At 39.8% G+C, this 16,238-nt stretch carries 20 protein-coding genes; 5 read left to right on the forward strand and 15 right to left on the reverse strand.

The features are described 5' to 3' along the window. Positions 1 to 67: 67 nt before the first annotated feature. The 13 genes from BC008_RS36370 to BC008_RS36425 form a co-directional block, all read right to left on the reverse strand. The gene (locus BC008_RS36370; protein ID WP_027841245.1) at positions 68 to 259 is read right to left on the reverse strand and encodes a hypothetical protein; all 192 of its coding nucleotides are present in this window, start codon (positions 257 to 259) and stop codon (positions 68 to 70) included. 1 nt (position 260) lies between these two features. Further along, entirely contained in the window at positions 261 to 473 is a 213-nt protein-coding gene (locus BC008_RS36375) for a hypothetical protein (RefSeq protein ID WP_027841244.1), read from the reverse strand. Then, the gene (locus BC008_RS36380) at positions 466 to 720 is read right to left on the reverse strand and encodes a hypothetical protein (RefSeq protein WP_027841243.1); all 255 of its coding nucleotides are present in this window, start codon (positions 718 to 720) and stop codon (positions 466 to 468) included. The genes BC008_RS36375 and BC008_RS36380 overlap by 8 nt, the downstream gene beginning before the upstream one ends. Then, the gene (locus tag BC008_RS36385) at positions 720 to 959 is read right to left on the reverse strand and encodes a hypothetical protein (protein ID WP_027841242.1); all 240 of its coding nucleotides are present in this window, start codon (positions 957 to 959) and stop codon (positions 720 to 722) included. The genes BC008_RS36380 and BC008_RS36385 overlap by 1 nt, the downstream gene beginning before the upstream one ends. Further along, complete coding sequence (locus BC008_RS36390; RefSeq protein WP_036264722.1) at positions 956 to 1,201, reverse strand: hypothetical protein; 246 nt, start codon at positions 1,199 to 1,201, stop codon at positions 956 to 958. Before BC008_RS36390 ends, BC008_RS36385 begins: the two co-directional genes overlap by 4 nt. 76 nt (positions 1,202 to 1,277) lie before the next feature. After that, complete coding sequence (locus BC008_RS36395) at positions 1,278 to 1,520, reverse strand: hypothetical protein (protein ID WP_027841240.1); 243 nt, start codon at positions 1,518 to 1,520, stop codon at positions 1,278 to 1,280. A gap of 107 nt (positions 1,521 to 1,627) precedes the next feature. Further along, positions 1,628 to 1,834 (reverse strand): hypothetical protein, encoded by a 207-nt coding sequence (locus BC008_RS36400; RefSeq protein WP_027841239.1) that lies wholly within the window; start codon positions 1,832 to 1,834, stop codon positions 1,628 to 1,630. Positions 1,835 to 1,836: 2 nt separating this feature from the next. Next, entirely contained in the window at positions 1,837 to 2,127 is a 291-nt protein-coding gene (locus BC008_RS49980; RefSeq protein WP_058184391.1) for a hypothetical protein, read from the reverse strand. After that, on the reverse strand, positions 2,117 to 2,254 hold the full coding sequence (locus tag BC008_RS49985) for a hypothetical protein (RefSeq protein ID WP_161938205.1): 138 nt from the start codon (positions 2,252 to 2,254) through the stop codon (positions 2,117 to 2,119). The genes BC008_RS49980 and BC008_RS49985 overlap by 11 nt, the downstream gene beginning before the upstream one ends. Beyond that, positions 2,247 to 2,549, reverse strand: a complete 303-nt coding sequence (locus BC008_RS36410; RefSeq protein ID WP_027841238.1) for a hypothetical protein — start codon at positions 2,547 to 2,549, stop codon at positions 2,247 to 2,249. Before BC008_RS36410 ends, BC008_RS49985 begins: the two co-directional genes overlap by 8 nt. Further along, on the reverse strand, positions 2,549 to 2,752 hold the full coding sequence (locus tag BC008_RS36415) for a hypothetical protein (protein WP_058184393.1): 204 nt from the start codon (positions 2,750 to 2,752) through the stop codon (positions 2,549 to 2,551). The genes BC008_RS36410 and BC008_RS36415 overlap by 1 nt, the downstream gene beginning before the upstream one ends. After that, entirely contained in the window at positions 2,718 to 3,398 is a 681-nt protein-coding gene (locus BC008_RS50870) for a hypothetical protein (protein WP_058184395.1), read from the reverse strand. Before BC008_RS50870 ends, BC008_RS36415 begins: the two co-directional genes overlap by 35 nt. Before the next feature lie 43 nt (positions 3,399 to 3,441). Further along, positions 3,442 to 3,642: a hypothetical protein gene (locus BC008_RS36425; RefSeq protein ID WP_027841237.1), complete on the reverse strand. Its 201-nt coding sequence runs from the start codon at positions 3,640 to 3,642 to the stop codon at positions 3,442 to 3,444. A gap of 445 nt (positions 3,643 to 4,087) precedes the next feature. Between BC008_RS36425 and BC008_RS36435 the strand changes: the two genes are divergently transcribed. The 4 genes from BC008_RS36435 (at position 4,088) to BC008_RS36450 (ending at position 9,798) form a co-directional block, all read left to right on the forward strand. Then, on the forward strand, positions 4,088 to 4,453 hold the full coding sequence (locus BC008_RS36435) for a hypothetical protein (protein ID WP_036264721.1): 366 nt from the start codon (positions 4,088 to 4,090) through the stop codon (positions 4,451 to 4,453). Then, entirely contained in the window at positions 4,450 to 4,683 is a 234-nt protein-coding gene (locus tag BC008_RS36440) for a hypothetical protein (protein WP_027841236.1), read from the forward strand. Before BC008_RS36435 ends, BC008_RS36440 begins: the two co-directional genes overlap by 4 nt. An 814-nt stretch (positions 4,684 to 5,497) precedes the next feature. After that, positions 5,498 to 5,743 (forward strand): hypothetical protein, encoded by a 246-nt coding sequence (locus BC008_RS36445; RefSeq protein ID WP_027841235.1) that lies wholly within the window; start codon positions 5,498 to 5,500, stop codon positions 5,741 to 5,743. A 188-nt stretch (positions 5,744 to 5,931) separates the two neighbouring features. Continuing rightward, complete coding sequence (locus tag BC008_RS36450; protein ID WP_058184399.1) at positions 5,932 to 9,798, forward strand: hypothetical protein; 3,867 nt, start codon at positions 5,932 to 5,934, stop codon at positions 9,796 to 9,798. Positions 9,799 to 10,097: 299 nt separating this feature from the next. Here the strand turns inward: BC008_RS36450 and BC008_RS36455 are convergent, their stop codons facing one another. Further along, the gene (locus BC008_RS36455) at positions 10,098 to 12,923 is read right to left on the reverse strand and encodes a HEAT repeat domain-containing protein (protein ID WP_027841233.1); all 2,826 of its coding nucleotides are present in this window, start codon (positions 12,921 to 12,923) and stop codon (positions 10,098 to 10,100) included. A gap of 249 nt (positions 12,924 to 13,172) precedes the next feature. On the opposite strand from BC008_RS36455, the gene BC008_RS36460 reads away from it, so the two are divergent. Then, complete coding sequence (locus BC008_RS36460) at positions 13,173 to 13,913, forward strand: cytochrome P450 (RefSeq protein WP_058184401.1); 741 nt, start codon at positions 13,173 to 13,175, stop codon at positions 13,911 to 13,913. Positions 13,914 to 14,404: 491 nt separating this feature from the next. Here the strand turns inward: BC008_RS36460 and BC008_RS36465 are convergent, their stop codons facing one another. Beyond that, positions 14,405 to 16,006 carry a M48 family metallopeptidase gene (locus tag BC008_RS36465; RefSeq protein WP_058184402.1) on the reverse strand — a complete coding sequence of 534 codons (1,602 nt, stop codon included), beginning with the start codon at positions 16,004 to 16,006 and terminating at the stop codon, positions 14,405 to 14,407. Positions 16,007 to 16,238 lie beyond the last annotated feature (232 nt).

Here is a 16,238-nt window from a genome sequence, read left to right on the forward strand (position 1 = left end):
AATATCTCCTGAATACACAAAAGTTTTTATAGAAAATGCATGGCAAAGCCACAAACAGTTTTGAGAATTAAGCGCGAGAACGGCGCTCTACCAAGAATTGGGCTTTCTTGAAATCACCGTAATTGATATCTTCACGACTTACTTTAAAACCTTTAAATTCACCCTTTATCCTATCTTCGACCTTAGACATATCCCCTGCTGTCTTGCAGCCAAATTCTTTGTAATCATCAGGGTAGTAAGTGAATTGATATTCAGGCATCTTAAATCTCCTTTACTTGAAGATACGGAAGAGTTTTATCAATAATTTCCTGATCTACCTTACTCCGACCAAGATTTTTGAGGTAAGCATTATCGCGTCCAATCACTTGTGCTGCTTGATATGCCAGAGTCGGCGGACAACCGCTATTGAGAAAAACTTCCCATGCACCCTCATGAAACGCTGGATTGCTTGTATCAAAAGAGATTTCACTCATCCAAAATACCCCCTAGAATCATTCCCTCAGCCCTTTCTTGTATCTCGTTTAAATCGATTTTTCCATCGATAAATGCTTGGAGAATACTTACATGGGCAGCACCAATTTCTTGGATGTTTGGATAATTAAATCCATGAATATTTGAGTTAGATACTGCCCGACACAGAGCATCCTCTCGAATTTTTTGAGGATATTTTTCGTCTCCTGCAATGTTTAACTGTTTTTGGATATATGATTTATCTGGCATTATTCATCACCATCCATTTCAGATAGATCAAAAATTACAAATTTCTCAACTCCATTGACCGGCGTACCAACGATGAATTTACCTTCGAAAGCACCACCTGTATTTTTCGGTCGGAAATTTTCTACTTTTAAAGATTTATCTGGTTTTTCAGTTATTATTTCTAGATTTGCACCTTTACTCACAAGCACCAATGCTTGCTCTCTCGTCAAATTCGTTAGATCAAAATCATCCGTGTTCACAGCTTTAATACCTTATCCGTGACGACATACTCGACGATACCATCAGCTTCCGGAACTGCAAATATGCGCATATTTTGGTTGATACCGCCTTTATTCGTTGGTTGATAGTCGTGCATCCGAATTTTCCCGTCTTCTTTTTGGACGAAAAGACTCAACTCAGCACCGTTGGCAAATGCTTTAAGAGCTTGTTCTTTATCGAGTCTATCCAATCCTATAGACAAAATGTCAGTTGTTTTTTCCATTGTTTACACCTTTTTTAATAAAGAAAAACACGACACTCGGAGGAATATCGTGTTGAAGGCTAGGGTTCATATCAAATTACAGAAGTTTACTAAGGGTATTCACTTCCTCCAAAAGAATGTTTTTCGCTTCCCAAATACCGAATTTCATATCATTAAAATCTAATTTGAGTTCTGGAACTATGCCTAACTTTTCGTCAGTCATATTCAATACTTCTTGATAACCAGGCATTTCGCTTAAACTTTCCATTTCTTGATTGATTGCCCGTAATTTCTGAAGAATTGCCGTTTTTTGTTCTAACTCTTGATGCTTGTAGTCCATATTTTGTTTCTACGAGAAGAACATCCTTGAGAAGAAATCGAATTTTGCTTAGGGACTTCAAAGTAATAAAATATCCAGCCCTTGCGTTGCGCCGATAGGCGCAACGCTCAGCAGTCCTCGGTTTTACCCAAAATATATTTGATAGGGCTGGATATTTTATTTTTTGGATCTCTCTTATTTGAGTTCAACGATGATTCCCATGAACTTAATATACGGTCTATTTCTGCAAAGACTTCATCTAATCCTTCAAGACCTTTCTCAGCTTCCAAGGCTAGATCAAACAATTCACGTCTTTCCTTTTCGTTTATTTCCATATCTAAACCGGAACCCTCCTTGATTGTTTTGAAAATTGCGTTTCGAGAAAGCTTTGATATTTAGAGTTACTCATAGAGCTTAAATCTCTCGCTTCTCTTGGGTATCCGTTGCATCGCATTGCAGATACCGTAGCTTTTTGGTCGAGTAGATTGCAACTCAAACTCTGAACAAAACGCAAACCTTTAATCAAACGTTCTGAAAATATTATCGATTCCGGCAATTCAACTACCGGATACATTCGAGCCTTTCTTACAATTTTTTTGATTTCTACCGCACTTAAGTTATTGTTCATTTTTATATTTGGTTTTTATCTCCTCTACTTTTTTACGACAATCCTTAACAAACACGTCAGACTGGTTTAACTGTTCAAGAAGTGCTTTAGCAGCCTCACTTACTTCAGAAGAAAAAATTTTAGCCATTATTTTCAGTCCCAAAAAGAACGACAAACAAGTGACCAAAAGCCAGTTGCATATCAACAACTTGGCTGGGATACAGAAGCTTTAGTTCTTCCTGGAGTCTAAGAATTTCTTGAAGAGGAAGATTTACAACTTCTGTGATCTCACTATATCGCTCAAATATTTTTTGCTTTTGTTCTACCAGAGCATTGACAAAATCCTCTGGGGAGAATTCTTGTAGGCTCCAAACCAAACTTGCATAAGCTATCTGAGACATTGTTAGGTCAATTAGTGGAGTCTTTTTATTTATTGTCTTCATCAACTCTTTTTTTCTGACTCTTCGTGATACTTGTAAAAGCTCGTTGCTTGTTGAAAATATTTCATTACATTACGTTTTGGTGCTAATGGCGAACGACGAGTACGAACAATCGTAGCTGAATTTGATAAAGGTGTAATCCCATGCTGCTTTGCTTTTCGTACTATATTTTTAATTTCTCTTGCAGTTAACTTTTTCCCAGCCATAATCGTACTCTGTAAAAACATCAATGTTTAACTTGGCACAGTGCTTTATTGCTCTATACCTGCAAATTTCACAATGCTCTCCAATCAAAACCAAAGTTAATTGTTTTCCTGGATGATAAGCGCCATAAACTAATAATTGGCCTATTCCATGTTTCCAATTATGCGCAACCTTAACTTCTATCAAGCAGCTACTGGTCAAAACATCAATGCGCCCATCTGGGGTATTGACTTCTGTTTGACCATTTACTTTAATTGCTAGTTCACGGCAGAAACTAAGCTCAAACGTATTCTTACTTGATAGTGGAAGTATTCTTACTGGTTGAGACAAAGTACTAACTCTGCTTTTAAGCTTAGGCTTTACCTCACATTCTTTTTCTACTTTAAGCTTCGGTTTTGGTTTCGGTTTAGCCTTATTTTTAAGGATTGGCAATGGTTTTGGCTTAAATTTAGGATTAATCTTTGGTATTGGCAACAAACATGGTCTATTAGATTTTTCAGAAAGTGATTGACCATTTATGGCAAGCAATTCAACTTTGTTATATTTTCTTGAATACTCTACCCTACGTTGATAATCCTTAATTTCTGCTTGCGACTGCTCAATATGCTTTTGTTCCAACCAAAAAGGAGTTACTCTAGCTGGAATCATATCACCTCTACTTTTAACAAAAACATGGTAGCGGGGACTTAAACTATTTAGAAGAATTATCTTTCTTATTAATAATCAAAAACTCTTTACCCTTACTTAAAGGACTAAATTTCTCACATCCTAGAAAGTTAGGTCGTTCGCGTTCAATAAGACTTGCTGGCAAAGGCCCAATTCCGTGCTGCTTCCTTTTACGCAAAATTTTCGTGGCTTTTTTTGCAGTTATTTTTTGATTTGATCTCGACATTTCCAACCTCTCAAAAGTCGTTGATGATTGAGAAACTCAATTATCAACCTTGTCAAAATCAAAAAAAAAAAAAAGAAAAGCATCTTCACGACTCTAATAATCACACGACGGCGTACAAACTACCAAAGTCGTTACTTTCATTAAATTTTCAAGGTGCTTTGTCAATGCAGAGATACTGTAATTTTGCTGGAACATTTCTTGCAGCAATTTGTGTTTCTTTGCTCTTGACATTTTTAATGTAGCAATAGGTGATGCTGCTTGTCAACACCTTAATGTAAAAACATTTTTAGGTGATGGTATTTGGAGCCATTTGAAGACAAAAAGCAGCAAAAAAAGCTAGAATAAAGTAGCTTACAAAATCAAATACTCAAAAACATGGAGGTGCAAAATTCCTGGTCAACAAAATCCTAATCGCACAAGAATCACCATAACTATCGACAAAGCATTGGCGAGTTATCTGGAAGATTGGGCTGAAAGGGAAGACAGAAACAGTCGTGCTCAATGGGCAGCAGTAATAATAAAGCGAGCTATAGAGAAAGACAAAGCTGGCGAAATCGTAAACGGACATATGCTCGATGAGATCGAATTTGAACAAATCAAGAAATTCTTGGCTTTGTTATCAGGCGAGCACGATCGCAACGGAATAAGCTTTTCAGTAATTGCTGATTGCTTAGGTCTAGATCAAGATAAGCTCAATGAACTGTACTTAATGGTTTTATCCATGAGAGAAGTGGAGCAAATGATAAACAAACCACCACCAGGTTATAAATGGGGGTTGATTAAAACAAATGAAGAGAAGGTGAACCTATGACTGAAATAACATTGAATCAAAAAGAACTAGAGCAAGTACAAAAATTTTTCGCACTTTTAGATGGTAAAGAGAACCGAAACGGAATCAGTTTTGCCCTAATTGCTAAATGCTTGGATCTAGACGCAATAAAATTGAACGATCTTTACTTAAGAACACTACCTCAAAAAGAGGTACCAATTGCACCACCAGGTTTCAAGTGGAAATTAGTCAGAGAAATAGACGAGCAATAGCACAAAACGGTGGAAGCTACTACCTCTTCCACCGTTTATGTTTCTCGCCCATTAGAGCTAGACAATATTTTCTGTTACAAACAAAAATATTACTGGCTTCACAAAAACCAGCGGGTAATGTATGCTGAATTGTATCTATCCCCACAAAAAGGAGGAAAATAGTAAATAATCAGAAAAAATTACAACCGCATTGATTCTGAAAGTGTGACGATTTGGATTGGAGACCCGATGAAATCACACCTTAGAAAAAACACGGTTAATAGGGAAAGTTCCATAAAGACCCCTTAGGTCATAAAGAACTAAAAGCAATCCTGGTGCAACACAAATTTTTGTGCCTCACGCGGGACGAATGCTTTCGTGTCTTATGCTAACACGAAAGTGACAGTGTTGTATACCCTGCTGAAAACCGGGTCAGGCAGACAGCTTCAGGATTCTTGCCTTTGGAAAACGTGCGGCGTAGCCACGAACACTGAAAAACTTAGAAATTTTGAAACGAAATAAAAGCTGGAATTTCTGAGAAGGAAATGGGTTATCCTTCCGGCTCAACACATTGCTACATTCATGAAAATCATTCCTGTAAAAGGAAGATCCCAAATTCACGTGTGACCCGAAAGGGAAAACCACAAATTACAAAAAAGCAATTCGAATGTAACAATTCTTGAGAATAAAAGACAACTTTGGTGAAAAAAATTGCAAGATTAAGCAACTTAGATGTAAAAATTACAGCTTTAATCAATATAAGTACTGCATATCATCACTGATTTATTCTTGAGCCGTTGCGGATAACTCCGAATCAACAAAACCGGAGGAAACGATGAAATCACCGCAAACGACAATCAAAAACGAAAAAACCCCAACCGTTGGGCTGGGATCTAAAGTACCAAATATATTAGTAGGGGATTCCGAGAAAGCGAGGGCGATCTCGAAATATAAAATGAATGGGGAAGTTGATTTCCCTAAAAATGAGAAGAATAGTCAGGTTGAAAGTAAAGCATACTCTGTCCCAGAATTAGCAATACTCTGCACAAAAATTAACATTGTTGGAGGTGAGAAATGGTAAATTTCTTCAACTTCAACCAGTTCAGCAACTACGTCAGAGGCAAGTTCAAGCCCTACAAGAAGGGCGAAGTGTGTCCAATTTGCCAAAAACACTCTTCAAAATGCAGGAAATCAGACGCAAATCCAGACTTCAGATACTGCGGAAACGTAGATCTACGGTATGGAGACACAATCGGAGAGTGGAAATGCGTGGACAGAACCCGGAGGGGACATGGTCTAGCATTCGCACGGCGAGATAAAAACCGCTTTGGCTCGGACAGAGAGCGAGAAACCAGGCGACTACAGCATGAGCAACTGCTAGCGAAGATTGCAGCCAAAAAAAGGCAGGAAGAAGCGAAGAAATCATTTACAGTGGAAGTCGCACCATCTCTACCAGCAGAAGAGCGGCATGAATACTACCAAAAGATCCTGAAGGAACTAATTCTAGATTCCGAATCTCTCGAAGACTTGAAGCGACGTGGTTTCACTGAAGAACAGATTGAGAAATGTGGCTTCAAATCAATCAAAAGGAACCAAGCCTTAAAAAGAAAATACCCAAAAAATCTCCCAGGAATCAGTTGGAATCAAAAGATGTTGTTCGTGGGTGGTGCAGGAACCATCATCCCAGTACGCAATGCTGATGGCTACATAGTGGCGCTACAACTAAGGTTTCATAAACTGCTTGATGATAGTGGGCGCTACCGTTGGGTATCCACTCCTCAAACGGCAGTTCTTCAAACAAAAGAATTTGGAGAGTTACCACTGGCGATCTATATTCCCAGTTCCCTCAAAACTTTTAAGATTGTGTTCCCTGAAGGTACTGGTCACAAACCTTATTTGGCTGCAGAGAGATTGGGTGCTGTTGCGATAGGAGCAGCTGGAGGGCTGCATGGAAGCTCTCCAGAGACTCTGCTGGATGCTCTAGCAAAGATTAAATCTGCCCTCAAGGAAGTTGTCACAAACTTTAGTTCAGTTAAAGACTACCAAGGTAACTGGCTGAAAACCCAATTACATAAAAGCCTAGAACTTGGCTTGGCATCAGAAACAGACAGTAAAAAAGATACTGAAGAAATTAGGGATACAAAACTTCAAGAAATAGACCTGGCAGATGATAATTCCCAACTCAAGCACAAATTGTGCGATGAATTAGATAATGTTGCGTTTGAGGACAAGTCATTAGCTCAAGCATTGGATGATGTAAAAGCTAATGGCTTTTCTTTGGATCTTGAGATTGTACCAGATGCAGGTTTCGCATTAAACTCGCACGTTAAGCGCAATCTGAAGAACTTAGCCGAAATACTGGAAAACGTAGTCAAAGACGGAGAAGGTTACAACCCAATAATAGTTGCGGAGTGGAACCAGATTTGTAAAAACTGTGGAGATATAGACGAATTACCAGAACTGGGAGTTATTCGTCATTTGCAACTGGAGTCTTTCTACAATAAATATCAAACCGCATTTGAAGACCCCCAAGGCTATGAGAAGTGGGCGAAAGACCGAATAACACTAACTGCGGATATTGTACAGTATGAAAGATGGCTGACGATTCCCAAAGATATTGAGAAACAATGCGACATCTTGTTGATTCGGAAAGGACTTGGTGGTGGTAAGACACAAGGTTTAATCAACTTTCTTTTAACCCAAGCTGCAATCACCCTATTGATCGGCTATCGCAACACATTGCTCAATAATACGATCAAAAGATCCAACGAAGAAGGATTATCAGCCGCCCATATCAAGGCGGCCAAAGAATTTGAGCAAGTCATCAAAGGATTTAACAGCAAAATCAGAATCAACCTGACAGGGGAAGATTCCCTCACCAAACTTTGGGCTGGTTGCGCGGATAGTTTCCACAAGTTTAATGCCCTGATCGGGCATGTTGGTAAGTACTTTACCGCTCTCGATGAGATTGTTTCGGTACTCAACCACCTTAAAAGTGGTGGCACTTTGAAAAAGAGACAACAAAGTGCGATCGCATGGGTAACAGAGACAATTGAGAATTCAGCATTCTCAATCATGATGGACGCGAACCTCTCAGACAAGGAGGTGGAATTCATCAGAAAGCTATTTCCAGAAAAAAGAATTCTAGTATTGGACTCTATCCACGAAGTTTCACCTCGCACATTCCACTTTGTTGAAACTAAAAGTAAAAAAGATTATAGCCGTGGCTCTAACCATTTACCAGAACATCTAGTACAGATCGCAAGACAACACAAGCGAGTCCTGTGGTTGTCAGATTCTCAACGTTCTTGCGAAACTGCTAACGAGCTCTTCGTAAAAGAAGGGCACAAACATTTTAGACTAGACCGCAAAACTTCCAGTGATGAATTAGCCAAGTTGTTCCAGGAAGATCCACAAAATTTCATCGTCACAGAACAATTAGACTCTGCCAGCCTTAGTCCATCTGGGGAGTCAGGATTGTCGATCGCACTATTCGGTTACTTTGATGCGGTATTGTTTGATATTCGCGGCACTGTTGGAGTGAACACACTCACTCAGATGTCTGCAAGACTGAGAGATACTAAAGTTCCGATTTTCGTCGCATGCCCAGAATTTGTGAACTTTACCGAAAACATCTGTCCCCACGGAATACATAAACTCAACCAAGTTTTACTGGACAAAATATTATGGTCAATTGCTCAAGGCACTAAAGTAGAACCTGGATTAAGCGAAACTGAATTTGCAAAATTGGCACTATACGAGTTTGCAGAAAATGCCCTCAATGACCCCTGGTTCATTCAAAGTCTGCAGGACAGTAAACAGTTGGTTTATGAACACCAGAATCTAAAGCTGACTCTTAAGACCGCCTTATTGCAACAAGGTAATATCATCCATGATTTAATCGTTGAAATCAACGCCCAAACAGAAGGGGAATTCAAGGAAACCAAAGAAGTGATTGGCATGCGCCACGCCACCAAAGTTCATGGTTCAATCAGCATCGACATTGATACGGCGCAAATATTAAGTCAAACTGACCAGAGCTATGATGTTCAATGCCAGGTTGAGAAAGCATTTTTAATGCATCGTCTTCCTGGAATTGAGCATACCACTTCCTGGAGTCCCGAGTTCATCTACCAGATATCAGTGAAAAATCCACATTTTCTTGAAGGCCGCTGGCGACTTCACCAACTCCAAGATGAGGAACTGGCAAAAGCTGAGTTTATCAATAATAATAAGCACTCCTTCGAGGAAGGCTTTAACCCAATGGAAGTATGGAGTAACAAATCCACAAAACTCGAAGCATTACGGGAATTTGGAATCAAAGAATTGATTGATGGGCAGACATTTACAGCTTCCAGTACTCAAGCATTCGTAGATCGCTATTATAAAGAACAATCTTGGTTCAATTTAATTGAAATCTCCAGAGCAAAACAAACTCGTAACGAAAATGGAAAGCTTGCAAACACCAAATATGTCAAAGTAATGGCTGATAGGTTCCTAGGATTCTTTGGATTAGAAGCCAAGTCCAAGAAAGGTAAATATGAGAATTCTTATGCGATCGCTGTCCCTGAAGATTTCCAAGATTTCATCCAGGATATCGACAACTGCTACAAGGTAAGAGCTGAGAATGCGATCTCCAAAGCAGAAAAGATTTCCCTTACTGAGTTAGCTCAAACAGAAGAAGAACAGCGTAAGCAAGACATACAAGGGGATATAGAGCATCCAGCAGTATTAGAACAACCGATTATCTATCAAGAGACAGTATCAAATAATGCAAACTCCATCTACGGGGGTGAGTTACCTGTTAATTATATAGAAGAAGAAAGACAAGTCACCCCCTTAGAACTGAATTGTAATAATAATAACAACCAATCTACTGTATGCCGCAAAGCGGCGCGTGCCGTACACGCTCAGCGTGCGGACAATACCTGGTTTACTCCAGAGAACCAGAACTGGCTTGCTGAGGGGCTTTGCGACTGCGAGACACCCCAAGATGTTAACGCTATAAGGGGCTTTGCGCCGGTGGCAGCGCTGAAATCTGCAGCTAGGTTACTGGACGAAAATGCTCGTGCAAAGGTTAGGGAGTTAACCAAAATTGCAAACCAGAATCGTAATCTTGGATTTGGGGTGAGTTAGTTCTCTGATTACGGGAATTTACGACCACCATTCGTGGCGCATGCCGCGCGTCTTCCAAAACACGTTTTTAAGATGTTGACTTTTCTTCTTGTTGGGGGAAGGTAAATTTGTTATGGAATTTTTTGTGAATTCAAACAACTCTTCCAGAAAATGGCAAGCTTGTACCAAAAATTCAATTATCTGGTTTATCTGTAAGCCAATTTGTATGTAAATATGCTGGTTTTCATAAAAATATAAAATACAAGTAGTGTGGAAATATTCGTTTAGGCACTACTTAAATGTAGTAATGGTATAAACTGCTAATTAAAACTCATTGGCGCAACACCGCACACTACCCGAAAACCGTGGTTGAGGGAGATGACGCTGCGCTCTGCCCCCTCGAAGTTGAGGCGGTACGCACAACGACATTCGTTAGGATAGTAAATCCACGAACCACCCCGCAGTACAGCTCTGCCCTGCTTTTGAGAAAGATAATTATTGTTGTTAAACCATGCACCACCGTTGACTGGTGCTCCTTCACTCGATCCTTCCTCTTGGGGGGGTGCGCCCATCAGAAATGTGCCGCCTGGAATTTCTACCATTTCCAAGATGACACTATTGCCCAAACCTATGTCTACTGTGGGCGGATGTTCAGCAAGGTGAATGGACTCTACACCGCCCTTGATTTCTGCAATTAGTATGGGAATGTCTTCTCCAAGCTGCTTTAGGGCTTTGGCGGCTTCTCTACGAGTTTTTGCAACTTCGCTGTCATTTTCTAGAATTCTGCGCAGGCGAGGAATGGCTTTATTAGCCTTATTGCCCATATTACCCAAGTCTTCAGCAGCACGGGCGCGGTACTCTGTCTCTGGTGCGGAAAGTTCCTGAATCAGCATCCGCACTCGCCGTTGACGTTGAAATTGCTGCACTGAATCGGGATCTAAACCTGCCTTTTTGCCCAGTTCCTCCACAACAAATTCAGGAACATCAGCCCTTTTCCCCTTCACCTCGCAGCAGTCGTGCAGTGCCAACAAAAAGCCTTTGATTTCTTCTGGAAATCCTGGTTTATGCTGGGCTTGAGCTAAAATTTTTCTCCAAGCATCCTCATCATTCCTATACTGTTGAACCAAGTGCAATCCTGCCAAATATTCGGCTAAGGGGTCGAGGGTAAAACGCAGGGTTTGCAAGTCTGGTTTCTTCTTCCGCACCAGGTAGAGTCGTGATTCTAGATATTTAAGGTGCTGTTGAGCTTTTTCTGCTGCTGTTTCTGCTTCTGATTCTAGAGACTCCAAGGCTGTTAATACTTGCTTGCAATCGGCAGACTCAGGTTTAAAGGTAGGCTGGATGCATTTCCAAGCGACAATTTGAGCAATTTCATGCACCTTTTGATGACTTAGTTCCGTTTCGGTTAATTTATTCAGTTCATTTAAGTATTGCAGCATTAAGTCGGGCACATTATCTGGTAATTCATCCGTAGATATGCTTTCTTTAGCAGTAATCATTTGTTCGGCGTAGAGTTTTACCAGCAGGATGGAAAGACCTTGTTTGCTGGATGTTTTGATTTCAACTTGCCTAACACTTGCCATCCCCTCTAAGCGGCGATAAGCTTCGGAATAATCCAGTCCGTCAAAGAGATCTGCTTTGCTTTTTTTTTCCAAATAGCGGTTAAGGAAGGAAGCCAGATTACCCACAGAAATCCGAAATGGTTCTATAAAGGTGGGAGTGACTTCTGAACCCAAAATATCCTTGAGGCGAGAAGTAACAATTAAGGCATTAGCGGGAAAATCTTGATTGTCTGGCTGAATTTTTTTGCGGGTTTCTTCTCCCATTTCTGAGAGATGATCGACAATCAGTAAAATCCGCTGCTGTCTGAGTAATTGCTTTAATAATTCCTCTGGAATCGCTTTACCTTCCTGGGTTAACTCCTTCAATAACCCACCAATGGTTTCCAATAAGGGTTGATCTAACTCATCCTCAATCAAAATTGGTAGCATAGGATGCTGACGAAGGCGATTGCTAAGGGGCGTTTTCTTCAGCGAACGTAGATGCCCACAGGGTTTATCAGTTTTCTCTTGTATGGTCGCTTCGCCCATGTCCTCTATCGCCCATTTAGCGATTTGACAAGCCAGACTGGTTTTCCCTGAACCACCTTCCCCCCAAATCACTACCCGTACCTGAGATTTAGAGAAAGTATCTTTCAGAACTTTGGCGTTAAAATCTGGGATATCCACTTTCTGGTCATTCAAAAGAATTGGTTCAGCAACATGGATTTCGTGCTTCTTAACCGTATCCCTACTCTCAAATTGTTCCTTGGCTGTCTGAATTCGCTCATTTACCCAAGCATCTAATACCCTGGGATGATACTTAAGGAGTAGTACATACCGCAGTGACATAGGCAATTTTACAACTGGAATCGTAAACGTTGCCGGCTTAATCAATTCATCCAGCTTTAACAACCAAATAGGATAGATAATAAATATAACAAGATAACCAACCAAATACCCCACAGCTAACCAAAACCAAGGATTATCCTTAACCCACTTAGCCATTTGGTAAAAAGTTTGCTTTCTTAGTTGGGTTAGCTTCTTTTGCAGCTTACGATCGACCCGAGATAGTTTGCGTAGGTATATTTTTTTATTTTTAAACTGCCGCTTATCTTTTTTTAAAGCAGTAATAGCCTTATTCAAATTCTCCTTTAGCTCTTCCAGTCTTCGAACCGTCTCAAATTCTGATTCTGTGAGGTTATCCGTCTCCTTTACCACTCCCTTAGTAATCTTATACAAAGCAAAAGCCGCCTTGCTACGAACTTTTTTATCATCATCTTCCAAGGCTTCTAACAGCCCAGGAACCCCGTCTTGGGCATCTGCACCCATTTTCCCCATAATAGAAGCCGCATAGGCGCGAATTGCAGACTCATTATCACTCAGAGCTTCTGTTAGGGGTTCAATCGCACTTTCCCCACACTTTACCAATGCATTACTATCATTTTTATGCGTTTCATCATCCTTTAACAGCTTAATTTTTGCATCAACATATTTTGGCGTACACTTCTGTGCCCAAGCATTACTACTGACTAATGAAGATAGTAATAGACTCAAGAAAGCAGCATTTAGGCAGAGAGCAATTTTGTACGAGAAACCCTTACTCATTTATCCACATAAATCTCAAAATCATACTACCCCTTCTTATTGACTTAGTAGTAAAAAATGCGATTAGTTGGAGCATCTCACTTATAGTAACTTTCAATACTTTGGCTATGATATTCTCTTAAGAAAAAAGTAAGAAATAACCATAGCAGTATAAGTAAAAATCAGTATTTGCAGTATTTTCATCAGGGTAGTGTTTCGCAAGACTCCTAAGCACCATACCCTTGATTCTTAGGCTAACTTTTAAGGAACTTGTCAGCGATCGCACAGATAGATCGAGCCATATATGAAAGCATCAAACAAAAACGCAAAAATCCAGACAATTCAGGAGATTTGCTGTCACTTTTGGCAAACGCTGAAGACGAGAATGGCGGTAAAATGAGCGAGCAACAACTACGAGATGAAGCAGCTACAATGATACTGGCAGGACATGAAACTACTGCAAATACTTTGTGTTGGACTTTGATGCTTTTATCACGTAATCCACAAGTAAGAGCAAAATTGCAACAAGAATTAGAAGAAGTTTTAAGTAATAAAAAGCCTACTTTTGCTGACTATTCTCGTTTGAAGTATACCAAAATGGTAATCAAAGAGTCGATGCGACTTTATCCAGCAGTAAGGGAGTTATCTCGTCAGGTAAGTCAAGACTGCGAACTCGGAGGTTATAAAATTCCTGCTGGCTGTATACTAATAATGAGTCAGTGGGTAATGCACAGAAATTCCGATTATTTTCCAAACCCAGAGATGTTTAACCCCCAACGCTGGGCTAAAGACTTGGAAACACAGCTTCCTAAAGGAGTTTATTTCCCTTTTGGAGATGGCCAAAGAGTTTGTATTGGTAAAGGATTTGCTCTATTAGAAGCTGTATTATTATTAGCAGCGATCGCACAAAAATTTGAACTAAATTTGTTATCAAACGATCCAATTATCCCTCAACCTTCTATCACTTTACGACCTGAAAAAGGTATTAAAGTTATATTGAAAAAACGGTAGTGATTCCCATGTAGTGGTGAGACAATAAAATAATACACTAGCTCTAATGGGTGGGGTAGTACTTCTGTGTTAATTGATATTTGTATAAAATCTTTTAAAAGTCTTTTATGAGCAACTAATTTTGCTTGTATATAACGTATCTTTAGTAAACGACGTTTCCTATAAAAATGGGCAGGCTTATTTATTAGTATCTATAACTAGTCAAGATTAATCTTAATGTATAAATCCTGCCCCAATTTCAATGCGCGCCTGCGCCACGTTCGGCGGCTACGACGCGTTTTAGGTTTTAGAAATAATTTTGTAGGATAGTGGGGACGCAGCACGTTCCATAAATTGCCTTCGCCTACGGCGCGTGCTTGCCTTTGTTAGTTAGCGACCCTGCGGGGCGGCTACGCCGGATCGCCCCTTTGGGACGATGGGCAATTTATGAGAGTAATTCCACGGGATAATTTATTTTTTGGTCTTCTCTAAACACCTGTGGCAAACGGGGTCTAGTCCAAGGAACGAAAATATTGTCTGTAATAATATTGCTCAATTTTATTTTGGTAATATCTTATTCTTTCTGTGTTTCCCTGCTCGTAATACAAAAAGTCACAAACTAACTGATAAGCCGAAACAGTTAGTTCTACATTACAACTCACAGCACTATCAATGTAGCGAATTCCTGTAGCATCTTGTTTCTCCAGTAAAATTTTACCTAGTAGATGATTTGCTGGAGCATAATAGGACTTCTCGATAAGTAAATTTTGTAGCAAAGGAATGGCTGCATCACCTCCTTTGATTTCCTTTGTCCATCTACAGATATTCCATTTTTCATCAAAAGTTAGCTTTCGAGTTTTGGCTTTTTCTTCCAACTCCAATAGCTTGGGAGTTATATCTTGAAGATAGCTATTACGAACTTGCCAAAATCCCATATTGGTTTGCAGCCACTCTTCATTTGTTTGCATTGTGATTTTTTTCAGAAAATCTTCGCTGAACAGTTCCTTCGCAGCAGACTTAGTAATTACTAACTTTTGTGAAAGCTTGAAAGCATTAGCAAGATATCCTAAAGCGCTTAGACGCTCGGATAAACAAGGATGAGTGTCACTGGTATCAGTTTTCTCTGTCAATGCGGCTTTTAACCATCTTTCTTTTTTATCAGAAGGGATTTCGGTTTGTAAGGCTTGAAACATTAGAGGTATAGCATCAGGAGGTTTTGAATTGCGATCTGCCTGTTGATATATTTCACGCCAAAAAGTTCTATTTATATACCTGTGTTTGACAGCAATGCTGATTAGCCCTTGTGCAAAATGTTCCCCTCCCACCAAATTTGCAGAGCATTTATCTGCTTCATACTCATTAGTGCTTGCTAGGACAAAAGAATAAGCAGTGAATTTGGAAACAAACCACTTGAAAAACCAACCGAAAACCAGGAATCCTAATCCGTTTGCAACAAGCATTAAAAGATCGATATACCAGATACCCGATCCAGATTTCGAGTTTTCATAGTGTTTATGCAAGCCTTGCAATAATTTAACCCAAGCTTGACGAGTTCGATAAATCCAACCTGCAAAACGGCTATGCTTTGCAGATAAATGACCGAATTCATGGGCTATAATTGCATGGAATTGTTCTAAAGTTAGCGCTTGCATCAAAGGTAAACCCACAAGCAGATAATTCTCAAACCAACCAAAGATACCCAAGCGCGGTCTCTGTAAAACCGCAGCATTTAACTCGTTTGTCAGTAAAATATTATGAAACTTTGGAGTTTTGAGAATAATAGAAAGTTCATCTACCAACTTGAACAGACATGGTACTTCCTTGCGTCGCAACCTCTTTCCTTTAGGTTTTGGAATTTGTACCCACAAGGATCGCACAACAATTCCCAACAATATCAGAGCTATTACCAAAGCAGATCCCATCCATAGAGAGCGATAGTTTGCACTACAGATAGTTACGATCACCCATAAAAGAAACGATAGAACTATTAATATATACCCATAGCCCATTATCACCAGCAAAAAAACACGTTTTCTAAAGTCTTCTGGTTGTCGGTAAGCATAGACTTCTAGTTGCTTTACCAAGTTGTCAAATTGTTCCTGTGTTAGAGTCATACAACTTGTGCGCGTAGTCATGTCTTCATTAATTATATATATTTAGTGCTTACAAACACCGCAAGGCGCGTCCAAGCGCCCATCTTCTATTAGACATATCTGAAGAACATTCAGAAATAGATCAACCAACAATTTTAGTGAGTCACGGTTCTTCACCTTCACAATATCCAGGTTGGGATGATGAAGACGAAGACGACGAAGAACATTGATAACTGGGATAACGGCGTATATG

The organism is Mastigocoleus testarum BC008, assembly GCF_001456025.1.
Lineage (GTDB): Bacteria > Cyanobacteriota > Cyanobacteriia > Cyanobacteriales > Nostocaceae > Mastigocoleus > Mastigocoleus testarum.

Coding starts and splice junctions, on each gene's coding strand:
- BC008_RS50870 (WP_058184395.1), bottom strand. CDS start 3,398: ATGATTCCAGCTAGAGTAACTCCTTTTTGGTTGGAACAAAAGCATATT.
- BC008_RS36380 (WP_027841243.1), bottom strand. CDS start 720: ATGCCAGATAAATCATATATCCAAAAACAGTTAAACATTGCAGGAGAC.
- BC008_RS36455 (WP_027841233.1), bottom strand. CDS start 12,923: ATGAGTAAGGGTTTCTCGTACAAAATTGCTCTCTGCCTAAATGCTGCT.
- BC008_RS36395 (WP_027841240.1), bottom strand. CDS start 1,520: ATGGACTACAAGCATCAAGAGTTAGAACAAAAAACGGCAATTCTTCAG.
- BC008_RS36370 (WP_027841245.1), bottom strand. CDS start 259: ATGCCTGAATATCAATTCACTTACTACCCTGATGATTACAAAGAATTT.
- BC008_RS36390 (WP_036264722.1), bottom strand. CDS start 1,201: ATGGAAAAAACAACTGACATTTTGTCTATAGGATTGGATAGACTCGAT.
- BC008_RS36440 (WP_027841236.1), top strand. CDS start 4,450: ATGACTGAAATAACATTGAATCAAAAAGAACTAGAGCAAGTACAAAAA.
- BC008_RS36425 (WP_027841237.1), bottom strand. CDS start 3,642: ATGTCGAGATCAAATCAAAAAATAACTGCAAAAAAAGCCACGAAAATT.
- BC008_RS36445 (WP_027841235.1), top strand. CDS start 5,498: ATGAAATCACCGCAAACGACAATCAAAAACGAAAAAACCCCAACCGTT.
- BC008_RS36410 (WP_027841238.1), bottom strand. CDS start 2,549: ATGAAGACAATAAATAAAAAGACTCCACTAATTGACCTAACAATGTCT.
- BC008_RS49980 (WP_058184391.1), bottom strand. CDS start 2,127: ATGAACAATAACTTAAGTGCGGTAGAAATCAAAAAAATTGTAAGAAAG.
- BC008_RS36465 (WP_058184402.1), bottom strand. CDS start 16,006: ATGACTCTAACACAGGAACAATTTGACAACTTGGTAAAGCAACTAGAA.
- BC008_RS36415 (WP_058184393.1), bottom strand. CDS start 2,752: ATGGCTGGGAAAAAGTTAACTGCAAGAGAAATTAAAAATATAGTACGA.
- BC008_RS36375 (WP_027841244.1), bottom strand. CDS start 473: ATGAGTGAAATCTCTTTTGATACAAGCAATCCAGCGTTTCATGAGGGT.
- BC008_RS49985 (WP_161938205.1), bottom strand. CDS start 2,254: ATGGCTAAAATTTTTTCTTCTGAAGTAAGTGAGGCTGCTAAAGCACTT.
- BC008_RS36400 (WP_027841239.1), bottom strand. CDS start 1,834: ATGGAAATAAACGAAAAGGAAAGACGTGAATTGTTTGATCTAGCCTTG.